A 17,958-nucleotide genomic window follows, 5' to 3' on the forward strand; every position below is an offset into this window, starting at 1 on the left:
TTTACTTGCTGATTTCGCGTAACCCATCTAATCGAAGACGAGAAAGCAATTTTTGCGCTGCCAAGGCGACTTCGAAATGAATGATCCGCGGCCAAGAGCTTATGTTTGGAAAACTCAGTAAGAACTCCCGTGCCGTATGTGTCATGTTGTTTGGCCCATCTAGACGGTATTGGGCAGCGAACTGCGGGTTGTGGAGTAACTTCACGCGAAGTAATGGATCTTTAAATAAGCTAGGTATTTGTGGCATACAGCCTACTAATTTAGCCATCGAATCCATGTAGTGGCAGTAGTTCACCAAAGAGGCCACATGTGGTGTTATTTTATATTCTGTTTGCCAGTGTTTCGTATCGTGTTTCACCACGTCGTGCATTTCAGATAACGTTGGCAACTGAGCTTCACCGCTAGCTAATTTTGATAGATAACGACATTGCATTTCCGCAATGACTGGGATCCCACCCTGCTGTGGTCGAACAAATCCGATGAAAGAGAGCGTATGGCCCATTTCAGGTATAAACATTTGCTTAAACAGATCGCGCATATTCGCAATACTGACATCCAAAAATGGAAAGCTCAGCTGGTATCCAGTACAAAATACCACGGCGTCTACTTCTTCTCGAGTGCCATCTTTAAACACCACAGAATTCGCTTCAAAGCGTTCAATACCACCAATATTTGGCGTCACCTTCCCATCCGCAATTGGACGGAATAAACGTTCATTTTTAGTAACCGCTTGATGATGAGAAGGCCCCGATTTCTTGAGCCATTCACCACGAATACGAACATGATCATTGCGGCTATTTACGTACTTATTGAAAATGCCTTTGGTGATCCCTCCATGATATTTGTGTGGTAGTTTGTTCACAATACGCGACGTCAACCATGACGTATCGATTGTAAAATATGGATCTTCTTGAAATGCCATGTAACGAGGTGCAACTGCAGGGTAGCGGCGCAGCGATAAGATACACTTTCTTGCCACTTCAGATATTTCTGATGTGATATCTGCTGAGCTTTCGCCTAGCCCAACACACAAAACACGTTTGCCTGCATACTTGTGTTTATCTCGATAGTCATTTGAGTGTTCAATCTCACCTTTGAACATATCCAGACCCGGCAACTCTGGTAGTTTAGGTTTTTGGAAATGACCTGAGCAGACCGACACCATATCAAACTCTTTACTGTGTTCTTTATCACCACTTTTGTAATTGACAATCCATTTGTCGCCTTGTTTTTCGACACGACATACTTCATGGTCATAGTGAATATGCTTCGCAATATCGAAGCGCTGGATATATTCACCTAGGTAATGGATGTATTCTTTTTTTGACCAAAACTTCAGTTTTTGATGATTGGGTACATAGTCAGAATACGCCATAAAATAGTTAGAAATTGTGAGGTGTAAATCGTCGTAGATTTTTTTATCTGCAAACACCCCCCCAAAGCTCTCGGCTTTTTCAAAGCAAGTAACTTCATGGCCACCATCAGTTAATTGTTTAACGGCGGCAATACCAGATAAACCAGCACCTATGACTGCTATGGTCTTTTTCATAATTCTCTCCGTGTATAGCAAGGAGCTGCTTGTTCATACTGTTACGACAGCATCGAGTACAGCCCCTAGGTTAATGTTTACAATGATGTAAACTGGTTACGCACCACTGTGCTCTGTCGTAGCCGCTTGTTGTGGGCGTGATTCTGATAAGCTTTGACGCGATAATTTGCCGTTACGATTACGAGGTAGTGCATCCCAATAAACTATCTGCTCAGGAAGCATGTACTTCGGTAAGCGTTTGGCACAATGCATTTTTAACGTCAGCAACGACGGAGGCTCAGATTCAGTCGCGATGTGCGCTTGTAGCGTTTTTTCATCGCTTAATACAACCAAACACTCTTTGATTTCGGGGTGCTGATATAGCGCACGCTCTACTTCCCCTAAATGAACCCGGTACCCTTTAACCTTGACCATGTGGTCTTGTCGCCCGACATACATCAGCTCACCAAGCTCATTGATGTAGCCAATATCTCCTGTGTTGTAGGCTGCCTCTTTTCTTTCTTCCCTTCCCCAATACCCAGAAAATACGGTCGGACCAATGACGGTGATAAAGCCTTGTTCACCTAGTTCAACTTGGTTGCCAGTTTCATTACAAATAGTGATCCGTGCACCACTCGCTGCATAGCCAATGGGGAGTGTCTCAGGCACCACTTCTGGCACTTTGTAATAGCTACAGACGTTGGTTTCTGTTGGACCATAAAAATTGAATAGGTCCGCGTTGGGGAAGTGTGCACGAAGTGCTTTAAGCGACTTCACATCGAATGCCTCGCCGGCAAAAATAATGGTATGAAGTTGCTTACAGGACTCACCAAACTGAGGGTCTGCATTCATCATCATGGTCAGAGCCGTCGGTACCGAATACCAAACGGTAATGCCACGCTCAGCAATAAAGTTCACTAACTTTTGCGGAACATAACTATCCAATTCAGAAACCAGATGTACACTTGCCCCCGTAGCCAGAGCCACAAAAATATCCAAAACAGACAGATCAAAATGCCATGGGGCATGGTTAGAAAAACGGTCCTGTGAGGTTGGCTTAATTTTTTCAATCACCCACTGGACAAAAGCAAGCGCATTAGTGTGACTTATTCGCACACCTTTTGGCACGCCAGTAGAGCCTGAGGTATAGAGCATGTATGCAAGATCATCACCGCCCACATCAGCACTTACTCTCAAACTGGAAGGCTGGCATCGCTTAATATCTCGCCAATTGCTGGCTTGATTAACCTCAAGCGCCCTCGCAGCCGACGCAGTAAACTCGCCCTCACTGTCTAGTACGACAAAATGACAACCCTCTGCGCACTGCTCGCGATATTGTGAGAATTTAGCTTGCGTGGTGAACATCACCTTCATTGCACAATCATTGCGAATAATATCAACTCGTACCATGGGGTTCATGGGATCAATCGGCACATAGACAGCGCCAAGTTTTGTCACCGCTAACATCGCGGCGAGTGCCCGACATGATTTATCAGCCCAAATGCCAACGCGGTCACCAGCTTCAATCCCTTTGCTTTGTAAAAGCACAGCAATTTGCGTTACCGACAACGATAATTCGCCATAACTATATGATTCGAAACTATCAGTCACGGCCAGAGCATTGTCACCGACTTGGGAAAGTCCAGTTATTAAGACATCACTGAGTATTTTCATAGCAGGCCCAACCTATTACAGATCAACTCCCGCTGAATGTCGGATGTACCAGAAAAAAGAACTGACCCCAAAGCATCTCGAATGCTCGCATCCACCCCACTTTCTTGAAGGTATCCTAGGGCGCCATGAACGCGAATCGAATCTATGCCAGACTGGACAAACGCTTCACTAATAGCGAGCTTGCTCGAAGCGACCGCCTTGGTATTATCGACATTTTGCGACTTTTGCCATGCGGCAAAATACAGCAGTAATCTTGCGCTCTGTAGGCGTACTTCCATGTCTGCAATACGATGTGAAACCGCCTGAAATTTGCTGATTGTTTTGTCACCTTGTTTACGTGTGTTGGCATACTCTATACAGCGCGCTAAGTCACGCTGCATCACACCAATAAACAAGGCAAATAAACAACAACGTTCCCAGTCCATCGATGCTGCAAAGATCCGGGCACCTTGACCTTCACTCCCTAAAACATAATCTTTGTGCACTTTTACTTCATCGAAGAATACTTGATTAAGTTGTGCTGAGTTCAAACCCAATTTTTTGTAACTGTTGCCCACTTCAATGCCTGGCAAACCCGCTGGTACTACAAAGGCGGTTTGACCCAGGTACCCAAATTTAGGATTGGTCGTGGCATACAGGACAAAATAATCAGCGACACTGCCATTGGTTACATAAGACTTTGCACCTTTGATGACGTAGTAATCACCCTCTCGCCAGGCTTTGGTTGTTAACTTGCCAATATCTGATCCTGCTTCTGCTTCGGATATTGCATTGGCTGCGATCTTGTCACCGCTCGTTAACCCTGGTAGCAATTCCATTTTGAGTTTTTCACTGCCATGCTCATAGATTGGCATTGCACAAGCAAAGGTATGGGCGGCACCCGCAAACAAAATACCGGTGTCGGCACAGCCCTGCCCTAAGCCTTCTAGAATTTTTACCGTCGTTAAAATGTCAAAACCACTGCCACACGTTGAGTATTTACTGTCAATCGGCAATCCATAGTAGCCAAATTCACCAAGCGCGCGCCAAGCAGCTTCAGGAAACTCCCCATCAGGTACTTTCGAAAAATCTAAGTCCCTAGCAAAGCTGAGTGCGTGCTCAAACAACTCGAGCTGATCCTCATTCCACTCAAAGTTCATAATCAATCCTTCCTTAAAAAGGAAAAGCGCAATGCTTTTCCTTAACCTGCCATCTGCTTACGGTCGTATTCTTCAATCGCATTTCTAAAGATGGTGGGGGCTTTCCAGCCTTCACAATCAAAACAACAACCACCAAGTAAACGAATCACTTCGTCACGTAAATCAGGGTTTTGCATTTGATATCCAAAGAAGATTGGGTAAATCCAGAAATAACGAATCAGGTCGGCGGCTATTTGCTGACCACCATTACTCCAATCACGATAAGCATAGAAAGGGGTTTTCCAATCATTGCCATCAATGGCTTGTTTAATAGCGTCAGCAGCACGGATCCCCTCTTTCATTGCAAATGACACACCGTACGAAAAAATTGGGTCCAAGAATCGGTGAGCGTCACCGATACATAACCAGCCATCTCCGACAAATGGTTCAATTCGATAAGAGAAATCAGCCATAGACTGCGAGTCACCAATACGCTCTGCATTTTGGAAACGTCTTCTGATCTCTGGACTGATGTTTTCCATACCCCACGCGATTGCGTCGTCGGGATTTTTACACTCTTTGTAGTAAAGATCCTTGGGGATCACGATACCAAGGCTGTCAGTATCGGGCGAAATTGGGATGATCCAAGACCAGTGGTACTGCTTTGAATACAAGATAGTCGTGTTTGTTGAAAACGGTGGTAGATCTCGCTCGACGCCTTTGTAATGAGCAAAAGACGCAATTTGTTGAGAGAAAAATTCAATTTCACGCTTACCTGCAATGCCCTTTCTCGATAAGAACGTATTTTGGCCACTCGCATCCACAAGCACTTTTGAGCGTACTTGATGCTCCATTTCATCGGCTTTATAAATGGCACCTACGACTTTGCCTTCATGCTTGATGACATCTTTTACAAGCCCTTGCTGATATTCAACACCATGCTCAAGTGCTTTGCGCTTGAGCATATTGTCAAAATCACTGCGTCTGACTTGCCAAGTGGGTGCTAAAATCGGAATGAAGAACTCATTTTTCGACAAAGAGCCGATTACGTTTACGCCCGGCTTGTCGGGAAAGCCTGCTGCGTCCATTTCTGCAGCAAGACCTAAGTCGCGAATGATCTGGCCCGCGTTACCAGTTAAGGATTCACCAATATGAAAACGAGGAAATTCATCTTTTTCAATACATAGCACTGATAACCCTTTTTTACGGCACTCAATGCCGCACAAACTCCCTGCCGGACCACTGCCAATGATAACTACATCGTAACTTTTGAATGCATTCATGCCATTTCCACCTTGTTTAAGAAGTCTTCAACAACCCAAACAAACTCTTCTGGGCGCTCTGATGCAGAAAAGTGGCCACATCGTGACAGTCTCGTCACAGTTGCATTTTCAAGCTTTTCAGCTGCTTTCTCACTCCACTCAGGAGGAATGATCTGATCATGATTACCCGCGACAAATAAAGTGGGTACCTTTACGCCATCAAATGTCGTTGTCATTGATTTACGCGCATATTCGTCTAAAAAGGTGTGATATGCTGGACGCGAAAGAACATCGTTTAGCAAGTCTTCAAGTGCAGGCGTCATCTTAGGCGGATGGTAATACGCCGCAGCTAAGAATTGCTCTGGGTTAGAAGACATCTCTTTGAGATCTCCCCACCAACTATCAACGTCATCTACCAAGCCAAAGCCTGTACATACGAGCGCTTTTACTTTCTCGGGATGGCGTCTTGCAACTTCGGTGGCAATCATACTTCCAGCAGAGTTGGCGACTAATACCCACTCTTTTTCTTCAAGTGTTTCAAGGTATTGCAAAGTGTATTCAACATGATCAACATATGAAGGGGAGTCGTTTTCACTCTCGCTCAAACCAAAGCCTGCTAGGTCCAATGCAACTGCGTTATGACGACCTTGCACCGAGCGCAGTGTTGAAGACCAAGAGGTTGAAGGGTTACCTAACGCCGGTAACAAAATCCATAAAGGCCCATCTCCTTTAACACGCAGTGTATGCTGCTTAAACCCAGCGCCTGCGGCAACTAATTCGCTTTTAATGCCATAGCTTTCTTGCAACTTAACAAGGCGGTCAAGTTCTGAACTAGCTTCGTCAGATTCAACCTGCTCTTCAGTACTCAACACTTTAATAAGCGCACACAATGTCTCAATGTTTTCGAAATGAACTGGCGTGATGTCATGCTCTGGAATTTTAGCGCCATAACGCTGATCAACATGAGCAAGTAGTCTCACCATAGATAGAGAATTCAAAATCCCCAACTCTAGCAGTGGTGTGTGCTGGTCCAGATCTGGGGCAGCCCCTTCCAGTAAGTCTTGATTTATAAATTCGATAAGTTCTTCAATCATCCTAGTTTCCTATCTAGTCTGGCAATATTGTTGACCCTCAAACAACATTCAAAACCGATTGGTTTTGTGTCTTTTCAGGCTGGTTTTCTGTCCGCATTCACCTTTTAGACATGTGTGAGAAATATCTAAGGAGATATGCAATCGCGTTTTGTTCGCCTAAAAAAACCTTACCGCTATCGAGGTTTTTTCAACATAGCCCCAGTGGACTATCCCCTTGGTCCAAATGGACTATAGGCATTTGAGAACAAAAAACTTACTTTGTTGAGAACTTTCACCAAGTCAGGAAACAAGGAAATGAAACAGGGTAAAAACCATTTAGTCACGCCAGTTGAAAGGGAATCGACACCTCATCTGGAACCGATTTATCAGGCGATAGAAAACAACCTTGGTTTTATCCCTAACGGTATATTAACCATGGCTAAAAATCCGATGTTAGCGCAAGCATTTGGTCAGATGTTTGGCTGTTTAAGCAAATTTGAACACATCAGTAATGAGTTGAAGTGGGCCATTGCAACAATCAGCAGTAACGCCGCAGGTTGCCAATATTGCCAAGGTCACTTCTCACATATTGCCAGTAGAGTAAACGTCAATAGAGCTAAAGTACTTGCCGCATTTGAGTTTGAAACCAATGTCTTATACGACGATGCTGAACGCGCAGCTCTGAGATTTGCCTTTGCCTGTAGCACTTCTCCGGCTCACCTAGAAAAGACACATTATGAGGAGTTAGGACAGTACTATTCTGAAGCTGCCGTTATCGAAATCGCCGCTGTCGTTGCCATTTGCGGGTTCCTAAATCGCTGGAATACGGCCATGGACAGTCAACTGGAAGCGGATCCAGCAGCTATCTTGGACGAAATTAATCAGATCACTAAATTTACCGTATAAGGACACCAACATGCCTGAGATTACATTTGTTGATTTTGCCGGAAATGAAACCAAAGTAGATGTACCAAGCGGTACTTCTTTGATGCAGGCTGCCATGGAAAATATGGTTGAAGGCATTGAAGCAGAATGCGGGGGCTCAGGCAGCTGTGCAACCTGCCACTGTTATTTAACCACTGATTGGCAAGGCAAAATTGCAGATCCAGATAGCAATGAAAGTGACATGTTAGAAATGGTCACTGAGCAAAAAGACTTGAGCAGATTAAGCTGTCAAGTACTGGTGTCTGACGAACACAATGGCTTACAAGTTCATTTACCAGAATCTCAATATTAAGGAAGGCGCGATGAAAAGGTGTGTCATTATCGGAGGGGGCCATGCGGGAGCTCAAGCCTGCGCGAGTTTGCGTAAAGAAGGTTGGACAGGACAGATCATACTGATCACCGATGAAGACAGCCTGCCCTATCACCGTCCCCCATTGTCTAAAACTTACCTGCAAAATCAGGTCTCGGCAGCGCAATTGTTAATACGACCCGAGGCCGCTTACGACAAAGACGACATTGACGTCAAACTCAATACACGTGTTGATAAAATAGAACCGGCAATTCAAAGTATTCAATTGCAAAATGGGGAACATATTAGCTACGACAAATTACTCATTTGTACAGGCAGTAGAGCCAGAAAAGCGGATTGTATGGGTGCTGAGCTGGGCAATATTTTTTATATAAAAACACTCAGCGACATTGAAAAATTATCATCCACGCTTACCTCAAGTCGCACTCAGACATCACAACGTATTGTCATGGTCGGTGGCGGTTACATTGGTCTAGAAACGGCTGCTGTACTGAAAAAAATGGGACATGATGTCACTATCATCGAGCGAGAATCTAGGTTATTGGCGAGAGTAACAGCTCAAAGCATTTCTACTTTTTATCATAAACTGCACAAACGCAACGGGATTAAAATATTTACTGACACCAATGTCGTGGCCTTTCAAGGTAAAGATACTGTCAGTACCGTACTGTGTGAAGATAAAGTCATTCCAGCAGATATTGTTATTGTCGGTATTGGCGCACAGACAAACACCGAATTGGCGAAAAACGCAGGGCTACTTGTCGAAAACAGTGGCATTGTAGTGAATGAACTTTGCCAGACTACAGACGTTAATATATATGCTGCTGGAGACTGCACAATTGGCATTGAACACCACAGTGGCCTTGCGACCAGAATAGAATCAGTACCCAATGCACTAGAACAAGCGAAAACCGCAGCAGCAACCATCTGTGGTAAACATAAACCGGTCACCGCAGTCCCCTGGTTTTGGTCAGATCAATTTGATTGTAAAATCCAAATTGCAGGGCTAAATACTGGTTATGATGAAACCCTACTGCGACAAACAGACCAACAAACATTATCCCTATGGTATTTAAAGCAAGGCCGTGTGATTGCTGCGGATTGCATCAATTGTGCAAAAGATTTTATGGCGGCAAAAAAAATCATTGCACAAAGAATTCATGTACCCAGCGACGTATTAACCAATTTAGACATAGACCTGATAAAAGAATTGGCCAAATTGACACAACCTAGCTAACCCGCTCACATACAAAGTACGCACCCCAAGCGTGAACCCAAAAGAGCCCTATATGGGCTCTTTTTTTATGCTTTTTTTCGCTTTTTTTCGCCAGTAAACTCGAACGTTAAATGGATGCAGTAACTCTCCCAAAAACGTCTTACTGTGCCCGTCTCGAACGCCCAAATCCGTGTTACAAGGCCCAGGTACTCGATAGGTGCCAAATGCTCTATCAAAAACAGAGAAAACCGTTGCAAAGTTGGTTTGGTATGCTGCTCGCTCTGTAGCGTGATGCCATCGATGCATCGCCGGAGAGACAAAAATGGCACTCCACTTACCATAGGTCCACGGAATATCAGCATGAATAAAATAGCCATAGTAATTGCGGATCATATTGTTGGCAACAATCGCAAATGGGGGCACCCCCATTAATATTAAAAAGGCCGTATCGATAAGAAACGTCGTTAAATAATTTAATGGGTGAAAGCGCTGCAACGTCAGCCAGTTCATATGCTCGTCGGTGTGGTGCACTCGATGCAGTGGCCATAGGAACCTTGAATGTTCAAATCTATGTCGCCAATAGCCAATAAAGTCGCCCAAAAATACAGCAATTAAAATTGCCACGGGTTGAGGCAGTGAATACCAAATATTCCGTTCAATTATGCTCCATTGGTATCCATAAAAATAGGTCATAATAAGGGACATGACAGGAGTCAAAAGTAACAAGTTAACGCACATGATAGAAAAATTAAAAGCACTGCCAGTCAGCGCGGGCTTGATCTCTTTAGACAGCGCTTTTCCTTTTATTAAATATGCCAACAAAACAAAAAATGCAGCCAGTGCAACTAAATTGCTACATGCAGTATAGATTTGTAGTGCAGCCGCCTCCAGTACTTCTAGCATTGTAATTTCGAGCCTTAGTCGTCGTTAATTTTGTTGTTTTACCAATAAAAAAAGGTGCCTACAAGCACCTTTTGTCTGAGCGTGAAAACCAACCGTATTAACGGTAAAACCTCATGCCACTATGCGTGAACTGATTTGTGAGAAGTATGCGGCTTGGCCACGCCAAAATCTTCCAAGATGCTGTATAAACAGGGCAGTACCAGTAACACCAAACATGTTGAGGTCATAATACCAAAGACAATACTGGTGGCTAGAGGAATTAATATCTGGGCCTGAAGGCTGGTTTCAAACAACAATGGGGTCATGCCAGCAATGGTTGTAACAGAGGTCAAGACAACTGCCCTAAAACGGTCATGACTTGCTTGCGCGGCCGCCTCATGCACACTCATGCCTTGCTTTACTCTACTCTTCACAAACTGCACAAGTAGAATTGAGTCATTCACTACAATACCCGCCAAAGAAATGAACCCCATCAAAGAAGGCATTGAAAAGTTAATCCCCATGATAAAGTGACCCCAAATAACACCTATCATCGCAAGAGGTATAGAAACCATCACGATGAGCGGCTCAATGTAACTGTGAAATTGCAGTGCAAGTAATAAAAAAATACCAATCATGCCCATTAACATTGCACGACGCATTGAAGCTTGCGTGATGCCGGCATTTTTCACTTCGCCTTCTATGCTGTAAGTCACATCGGGAAAGCGCACCTGTAGGTCACTCAAAAAGTGCTTTTTTAAGTCACCAACAACAGCACTGGCAGTATTGAGTTCACTGTCTACATCCGCATACACAGACACGCTCATTTGGTTGTCGACTCGATTGATCACGGCAAACCCACGTGTTTGTTCTATGTGCACCAAGGCAGATAACGGAATTGCAATGTGCGAAGAGGGGTGAATTATAGGAAAGTTATCAAAATCACTGTACTCATCCAAACTGTCATTATCGAGTTTTATCGTTACCTCATAATCTTCTAAACCAACATGAGTTTCCAGCAGTTTTGCCCCTTGAAAAGCAGGACGTAACTGATTGGCAATGATCGCTGAATTAATCCCTAAATCTAATGTCCCCTGCTTAAGTGTTAAGGTGTATTCCGGCTTCCCTGGTCGCAGGTTGTCCGTGATATTTTGCACTCCTTGATATCCTCTTAACCAATTTTTGAGTGCATACGCCGCATGCGTTAATTGCGTAACATCATCACTTTTCAACCTGACATCGACCGCTCGGCCTTGAGGGCCTAGCTTGGGCTCTTTGAACGACATTGTCAGCGCTTCTGGCAAAGCCCCCAACTCGTCTCGCCATGTATCAGAAAATACTTGTATCGTCGTATTCCGCTGTTCAGCACTTAATAGGTCTACCGAAATATAGGCCAAGTTTGCACCTTCATCTTGGTAATCTGGGTTTTCACCATAGGTAATCGTTATCGCTTTTACGAGTTCAGCGTCTTCATCTTCACTGAGCTTTTGGTTCGTACGCTTTAGTGCTTCTTCTATTTTTTGCATCGTTTGCCGCGTCACCTGAAACGGTGTGCCATTGGGCATCAATAAGCGCCCTTGTAGAACATCTCCATCAATATCTGGAAAAGCAGTAAACTTCAATGTGCCCGAAATTAGCATACTTAAAGAGAACAAAAAGCACGCAACAACGCTGCCTATTACGAGATAACGATACCTTATCAGTCTCGTGTTCAGGTCAAGCACTTGGTCATTCCAGTGACGGAATTTGGCGTCAAATCGTGTGCGTATTTCACCGACCTTCGCGGACAGTGTTGTTTGTTTTGACTTGCTTTGCAACGCATGGGAAAGGTGATTCGGTAAAATCAAAAACGCTTCAACTAAAGAGACTGTGATCACTGATATTAATACAATAGGTATGACTTTGAGGATCTGACCCAAATTACCTTCAATAAATACCAGCCCTATAAAAATGCACAAAGTCGTGACAAATGAAGACAATACACCTGGTAACACGACTAATGTACCTTGCAACACAGCTTCTTTAACAGAAAGTCCGTGCTCTACTTTCGTGCCAATAGATTCTGCAATGACTATCGCATCATCCATTAAAATACCCAGCGCCAACAACAATGCCACCATAGACAGCATGTTGATTGAAATACCAAAGTGTAGCATCAAGAAAAAGCTGGCGAGAAATGATACTGGCAGCCCCATTACGACCCAAAAAGCGTATTTAAATGAGAAAAATAACCACATCACGCCAAACACCAGTAATAGCCCTTGCCAAGCATTGCTGATCAGCAATGAAATTCGATCCTTCACTAAACTTGTATTATCGCTAGTTAACGTGAGCAAAACGGTGTCTGGTAAGGTTTGCTTTATTTCTTCAACAACCTGCTCAGTTGCTTTGAGTACGCTTAAGCTATCATCGACCGAGTTTTTTTGTATCGTCAAAATTGCGGCTTGTCGGTCGTTATAGAAAACTCGGTTCTCATCTTTTTCGAACGTGTCTTTGACTTCTCCTAAATCCGCAATGGTCACATCGTTACCCTGTGAACCAAACGAGATCACTAAGTCCGCAAGACTCTCTGAGTCTCTGCGTTCGTCCATCAGACGTATTTGCGTATCTGAATAAGGAGTGTTTAATGTACCTAGCGGGAGCTCTACATTTTGATTCTTTACACGTTGACCCAGCTCTTGCACACTTAACCCATGCTGTCTCAACATTGCTTGTGACGCAGTTATGCGTAATTGATGCTTAGAAAAGTCATTAATTTCAACAATTGGAATCTCCGGATGCCTAAGCAGTTGCTGTTTTACTTTTTCTGCCAACGCTTTTAACTCAACCCTCGATAAATCGCCACCTTTTGCCGCGAGTGCGACACTCACGACATCTTGTGTTCTGCCACGCTCTTTGATAGTCCACTGCTCGACTTGTGATGGAAAATCGTCAATGGTATCAATGGCATTTTTAACATCCGTTGTAAATTGTTCAAAGTCACCGTGTTCAAACATTTTGACAGTCATTTGACCTAGGTTTTGCCTTGCTACACAGTGCTTTTCTTCCATGAAGCTGATGCCATCAAGCGCACTCTCTAGGCTCAAACAAATTTTTTGCTCGACATTTTCAGGCGTGGCACCTGGGTACGGAACTACAATGTCAATTTGGTAGGTCTCGATTTCTGGAAGCGTTTCTCTCTTAATCTGTGGCAAACTAAAAATACCAATAGCCAGAAATAGTACCATCAATATGTTTGCAGCCGTGGGATGCGCAATAAAAAACCTGATCATTAGTGCAACTCCTTCGCGCTCACTTTACTCAACTGCTCTGTAATATCTGTAAAGTGAAGCTTTGTGCCTTCAATGGCCGGAAACAGATCCGTTGTGACAAGCCGAACACCTACTAAGCTCTCATCTTTTAGTAAAAAGCTATCACCTTGTTTCATTGCTCCTTGCATATTCACTTTTCTCAGCAAATCATTCTCGTCTGCTATCAGTGCATATTGACCTCGCACCGCGTGCCTCGGCACAACCACGAACGTGCGCTCTGCAGCCGATAATGAAACCTTTGCACGCATTCCTGCTAATAATGGAGGCTTTTTACCTAGCTTTATTTGCTTATAACTATTTTCAATTGCAACCACCACACCAATAGTTTGACTTTGAGGATCTATTTCGTCACTCAACCGCTCTATACTCGCTTGCCACGTGGCGCCGCTTTGCGACAGAATTTCAACGGATGCTGCCAACCCTTGTGCTCTTAAATAAGTTGCCATCCCATCGCTGGAGATATTCTCGATATTTGGCTTATGTTCAAAAAAGCCAGAAAATTGATTAAAAGAACTATAGGTAAATTGTGCATTAATGAGCACTTTTTCTACATCACTGGCGCTAAATAGTGCCGCGCCTTTGGTCACTAACTGCGAACGTTCGACATTGACTTGATGGATGCGACCTGTGAATGGTATGCGAATTTCGGTACGTTTTATATCCAGCTGCGCTTTATTGAGGTCTGCTTGGGCTTTTGTTACTTGTGCCTGCAAAGCTTTAATTTCTAGTGGGATCAAACGCTTTTGATTCATATATCGCTGCAGATCTTGCTGCTGGATCAATACATTCTGCTTGGCTCTGTCGAGTTCGGTTTGCGATATACTCGACCTATCGAACAGTGACTGTAAACGCTGAAATTCTGAATCAGCAATACCTAACTTGTGTTCACTTAGGCTAATGTCTAACTTATTGTTGTCTTGAGCGGTTCGTTTAGCCGCTAAATCGACTTCTGCCGTCGCCAAATTCGCTTGTGCTTTTGCAAACTGCAATTGGTAGTCACTGTCATCGATTTTGATCAATAATGTTTCGGCTTTGAATATTTCGCCTTTTTTAAGTGCGGGGTGCAGGTAAGTGACAGTACCGGAGACCTCAGCAAGACTGTTTAATTGAATATTAGGTTTAACCTTACCGTAACCTGTTATTTCGGGGCGCACTGATTGCTGTGTCAAGACCTGATATTGAGCAAGTTGTCCCACCTGGTCTTTATCATCATGTTTAATTGATAATTTTAATTTAACAATTAAAACCACCAATAGAATGCCAACTGCAACCGCAATTGGCAGATTTTTTTTTGCACTAAAATCCCACCTCATCGATGTCACTCTCCTTAAGTCCATGTATAAAACGCTGGTATAAATCCTTTGCCCATTGCTCACCTTGAATTTCAGTGTCGTCAATTCCCCAAGCCTGCTGTCTTAAAGTCTTTAAAATATATGGAGATACTAACAATGTAATGAGCTGAAAAGCCGCTAGTCTGGCTTTTCGTAAATCTTTAACTCCCGCCTCTTGCTGGATAAGTTTGGGTAAAAATTTCGAGACACGTGCGGGAAACGCAGCCATGAAAGCCTGAGCTAATGGCGTCGTCTTATTGAGTACTTCCTCACTGAGTAAATGAACAAACCCTGGGTGAGTTTGCAATATTTCAGCAAATCGACAAATGAACAAATACAATGGCTTTTCATGCTCATGGAGGGCTTCAAACTGAGCAAAATGTTCATCCGCAATTGCCTGAATTAGGTGCACAAATAAACTCTCCTTGCCACCAAAATAGTACTTTATCATTGCCGAATTGATGCCTGCTTGAGCCGCAATGTCACGAATTGTAATTTGACTATACGATTTTAAATTGAGAAGCTCTTTGGCGGCCAATATCAGTTTTGCTCGCTGCTCAGCTTGCTTAACTTCACATACTGGTCTTCCTCTTGTGACTTTTGTTGTCATGTTCTGTTCCAACGCCTTTTTTATTTTTTTAATCACGGAGTTAATTAAATAAAAAGTTTTGGTCTCAGTCAAACAAATGTTTAATATTTGATCACACATTTAGGTTTTGATGCCACAATTCATAGCTCGTAAAAGACACTTCCAAAACAATCAGCAGTAACAAAAAGCTCACTAATTGACCCACTTTAACTTTTGAGCAAACATAAGCCCCTAAGGGTGCACCTACAACAACGATAGGAATTGCCGCCAACAAATAGCTTTCAATTTGCGGTGTAATTGCCTGTAAATGCCACGCATTGACCGCACTCCCGACAAGTGACGTAAACGCCATGACAACGACAGATGTCGCAGTCGCTTTTTTAATATCTGCGTTATACGCAATGACTAACAAAGCAAATAAAGCAATATCTGAACCAGAACCCACTAACCCACTCGCGACCCCACCTACAAACGCCACTAACATAAAGCGAATCTTACTCGGGTTAATATGTTGGGCACTTTCTTGGTGATGTGCTTTACGCCACCAGCGCAATAGCATGGTCACAGCAAAACATAACAATAAAAAACTGAATATTGATTTAACAAGCAATCTGGGGGACAGTGGTGCAATGTACAGCAAACTCAATACGACCCCCAGTGCTGACATGGGTAATGCCAAAATCACTAAATTCGTGTAAATAGGAATGCGCCGGCACAGTATGGTAATTGTCGCAGCAGTCATACCAAAGCTTTGTATCGCCAAAGAGAAGACTTTGGCAGTGCTGGGATCAATGTGCAAAACCTTCGTCATTACTGGAAATGCGACCGCTCCTCCCCCTAACGCAGTCCCTCCAGCAACAAACGAGCCCAATGCCATGGTCGCCGCCACCTCAACCTCTTGCAATATTTGCAATAAAGCACTTGAAAACCCTTGTATCCAAATCAACGCAGCATAAATAAAAAGCGTAAAGTAAAAAGGCCATGTCGCTGGCTGTCTCAGTTTATCAATCATGGTATTCCTCAATCCCTGCTACAATGGCTGGCAGTCTAACAAAAGGGAAATAGCGCTGCGAATAGTCTTATCGGACCATAGGTTGGACTAATTCAAAAAAACATATTTTTTACGAGCAGCAAAAAATAAAGATCATGTCACTTCCTGGAAAATGGGTGAATTTTCCCACCTCTCTTTGATCCAGATCAACTTGACATTTCTTTCCATCAAGAAATAGTACTAAAAAGCCCAAATATATTCAATAAATACAACAAGATAATAAGAATAATCTATTCATTCAAAACAACCAAAACATGGTATATAAATATTTTAATAACGTTAAAAAAGCATAAAAGAACATTTTTTTAATCTTTTATACTTATTTACCACACAATTCTTTCACTTTTCGTTGATATCAATTCCCCGTTCATGTTTAATTAATCGTGCGATTAATTAAATGGAAGACCGTCAGAACAAGATCGGTTTAGCGCAATGATGCGAACAACCGGTGTGCCTTTTGAGATCGTATTTGTAAAGGAGAATGCATATGTTTTTGGGTTGCACAAAAGAACTATCTAGCGTATTAAAAGCAATCGAATTATTGAAAACTTCAATTTTTGAACACTCATTAGATGGAACAATATTTCAAGAAGCGATGTCGTTTGCTGAGTCGGATGAACTTTATTTAGCCTTGGTTGATAAAACAAGTATGGAAGTGAAAACAGAGTATTTACGCTCATTCCCCGAGCAATTTAAAGACGACTTATTAACACTTGCGAGATTAAAGCAGTTTAAAAATCTTAATCTGCTTAAAAGCTTATGTAAGGATAGAAACCCTCTCTCAGATGTCACGATTTACGATTTAGACAATCCAAACTCTAATTACCTCACGCTCGTCGCATTTAACAATAAGCGTTCTAACCGCAGTGCGCCAGCATCCTATTTAATTGAACTCATTTTACCTTATTTGCATAAAGCACTTGTTGCACGTTATCAGTCGGATAAAACAAATCGCTCACCAATAAAAACATTAACTAGTCGAGAAAAAGAAGTGCTTGATTGGATCTCATCAGGTAAAACGAATGGCGAAATTGGCATGATTCTGGGTATTAGCCAGTACACAGTAAAAAACCACGTTGCCAAAATTCTTGAAAAACTTAACGCGCCAAATCGCTCAGCAGCAATGGCACTCAGTAAAGAATTAGGTCATAGATAAGTTTATCGCCCATGAACATGAAAATACTCATGTACAACTAAGATATTGGTGTACATGGGTATATAAATACCTGGCCATGACATTTACCTAACTATTATAACTGAATATCGTATGATTCTGACCACTCTCTGAGCTGCTCTAATATACCTAACGCTGAACGGCCAAAACAGGTTAGCGCGTAAGTAACAGCAACTGGTCGCTCACTAACACCCGTTCTGACCCCCCTCGCTTGTTCAAGTTCTTTAAGCCGTTGGTCAACCATTTTCATTGTTGCCTCACCTAACAGCCAAACCAAATCATTAAACCTGACGGGTTCATCTTTCAAATGATAAATAATCGAGCCCTTCCACTTGCCTCCGATAAGGCGCATGCCTTTTTCTATCGCGCAAGGTTCATGACACGCATTGTATACTTTTTCCGACCTTTACTATTTGTTCTTATTCAGCTTTTCATTTTTTACTATCAAAATTATTAGGTTACTAAAAGTATACTAATTGATATTGCACATCAGG

General features: G+C 42.9%; 14 protein-coding genes and 1 pseudogene. 4 read left to right on the forward strand and 11 right to left on the reverse strand.

Annotated elements, in window-relative coordinates; genetic code table 11:
• Position 1 precedes the first annotated feature (1 nt).
• The 5 genes from L1286_RS22670 to L1286_RS22690 form a co-directional block, all read right to left on the reverse strand.
• Entirely contained in the window at positions 2–1,549 is a 1,548-nt protein-coding gene (locus tag L1286_RS22670; protein ID WP_235409319.1) for an NAD(P)-binding domain-containing protein, read from the reverse strand.
• A 96-nt stretch (positions 1,550–1,645) separates the two neighbouring features.
• Positions 1,646–3,202 carry an amino acid adenylation domain-containing protein gene (locus L1286_RS22675; protein ID WP_235409320.1) on the reverse strand — a complete coding sequence of 519 codons (1,557 nt, stop codon included), beginning with the start codon at positions 3,200–3,202 and terminating at the stop codon, positions 1,646–1,648.
• Positions 3,199–4,341, reverse strand: a complete 1,143-nt coding sequence (locus L1286_RS22680) for an acyl-CoA dehydrogenase family protein (protein WP_235409321.1) — start codon at positions 4,339–4,341, stop codon at positions 3,199–3,201. Before L1286_RS22680 ends, L1286_RS22675 begins: the two co-directional genes overlap by 4 nt.
• 41 nt (positions 4,342–4,382) lie before the next feature.
• Positions 4,383–5,603, reverse strand: a complete 1,221-nt coding sequence (locus L1286_RS22685) for an NAD(P)/FAD-dependent oxidoreductase (protein WP_235409322.1) — start codon at positions 5,601–5,603, stop codon at positions 4,383–4,385.
• Complete coding sequence (locus tag L1286_RS22690) at positions 5,600–6,676, reverse strand: alpha/beta fold hydrolase (RefSeq protein ID WP_235409323.1); 1,077 nt, start codon at positions 6,674–6,676, stop codon at positions 5,600–5,602. The genes L1286_RS22685 and L1286_RS22690 overlap by 4 nt, the downstream gene beginning before the upstream one ends.
• A 294-nt stretch (positions 6,677–6,970) precedes the next feature.
• Here L1286_RS22690 and L1286_RS22695 point away from each other — a divergent pair, with 294 nt between their 5' ends.
• The 3 genes from L1286_RS22695 to L1286_RS22705 are packed head-to-tail and all read left to right on the forward strand — an operon-like array spanning position 6,971 to position 9,147.
• Positions 6,971–7,561 (forward strand): carboxymuconolactone decarboxylase family protein, encoded by a 591-nt coding sequence (locus L1286_RS22695; protein ID WP_235409324.1) that lies wholly within the window; start codon positions 6,971–6,973, stop codon positions 7,559–7,561.
• 10 nt (positions 7,562–7,571) lie between these two features.
• Complete coding sequence (locus tag L1286_RS22700) at positions 7,572–7,892, forward strand: 2Fe-2S iron-sulfur cluster-binding protein (protein ID WP_235409325.1); 321 nt, start codon at positions 7,572–7,574, stop codon at positions 7,890–7,892.
• Positions 7,893–7,902: 10 nt separating this feature from the next.
• On the forward strand, positions 7,903–9,147 hold the full coding sequence (locus L1286_RS22705; RefSeq protein ID WP_235409326.1) for an NAD(P)/FAD-dependent oxidoreductase: 1,245 nt from the start codon (positions 7,903–7,905) through the stop codon (positions 9,145–9,147).
• 48 nt (positions 9,148–9,195) lie between these two features.
• On the opposite strand, the gene L1286_RS22710 is transcribed toward L1286_RS22705, so the two are convergent.
• The 5 genes from L1286_RS22710 to L1286_RS22730 all read right to left on the reverse strand — a co-directional run bounded on the left by L1286_RS22710 (position 9,196) and on the right by L1286_RS22730 (position 16,251).
• The gene (locus L1286_RS22710) at positions 9,196–10,029 is read right to left on the reverse strand and encodes a sterol desaturase family protein (protein WP_235409327.1); all 834 of its coding nucleotides are present in this window, start codon (positions 10,027–10,029) and stop codon (positions 9,196–9,198) included.
• A gap of 119 nt (positions 10,030–10,148) precedes the next feature.
• Positions 10,149–13,280: an efflux RND transporter permease subunit gene (locus L1286_RS22715; protein ID WP_235409328.1), complete on the reverse strand. Its 3,132-nt coding sequence runs from the start codon at positions 13,278–13,280 to the stop codon at positions 10,149–10,151.
• The gene (locus L1286_RS22720) at positions 13,280–14,632 is read right to left on the reverse strand and encodes an efflux RND transporter periplasmic adaptor subunit (protein WP_235409329.1); all 1,353 of its coding nucleotides are present in this window, start codon (positions 14,630–14,632) and stop codon (positions 13,280–13,282) included. Before L1286_RS22720 ends, L1286_RS22715 begins: the two co-directional genes overlap by 1 nt.
• The gene (locus tag L1286_RS22725) at positions 14,616–15,260 is read right to left on the reverse strand and encodes a TetR/AcrR family transcriptional regulator (RefSeq protein ID WP_235409330.1); all 645 of its coding nucleotides are present in this window, start codon (positions 15,258–15,260) and stop codon (positions 14,616–14,618) included. The genes L1286_RS22720 and L1286_RS22725 overlap by 17 nt, the downstream gene beginning before the upstream one ends.
• A gap of 91 nt (positions 15,261–15,351) precedes the next feature.
• On the reverse strand, positions 15,352–16,251 hold the full coding sequence (locus L1286_RS22730; RefSeq protein ID WP_235409331.1) for a sulfite exporter TauE/SafE family protein: 900 nt from the start codon (positions 16,249–16,251) through the stop codon (positions 15,352–15,354).
• Between the two features lie 526 nt (positions 16,252–16,777).
• Here L1286_RS22730 and L1286_RS22735 point away from each other — a divergent pair.
• Positions 16,778–17,446 carry a helix-turn-helix domain-containing protein gene (locus L1286_RS22735; RefSeq protein ID WP_235409332.1) on the forward strand — a complete coding sequence of 223 codons (669 nt, stop codon included), beginning with the start codon at positions 16,778–16,780 and terminating at the stop codon, positions 17,444–17,446.
• A gap of 94 nt (positions 17,447–17,540) precedes the next feature.
• On the opposite strand, the pseudogene L1286_RS22740 reads toward L1286_RS22735, so the two are convergent.
• Positions 17,541–17,887: pseudogene (locus L1286_RS22740) on the reverse strand (winged helix-turn-helix transcriptional regulator).
• Positions 17,888–17,958 lie beyond the last annotated feature (71 nt).

The sequence above is a fragment of the Pseudoalteromonas sp. SMS1 genome (assembly GCF_021530565.1).
Lineage (GTDB): Bacteria > Pseudomonadota > Gammaproteobacteria > Enterobacterales > Alteromonadaceae > Pseudoalteromonas.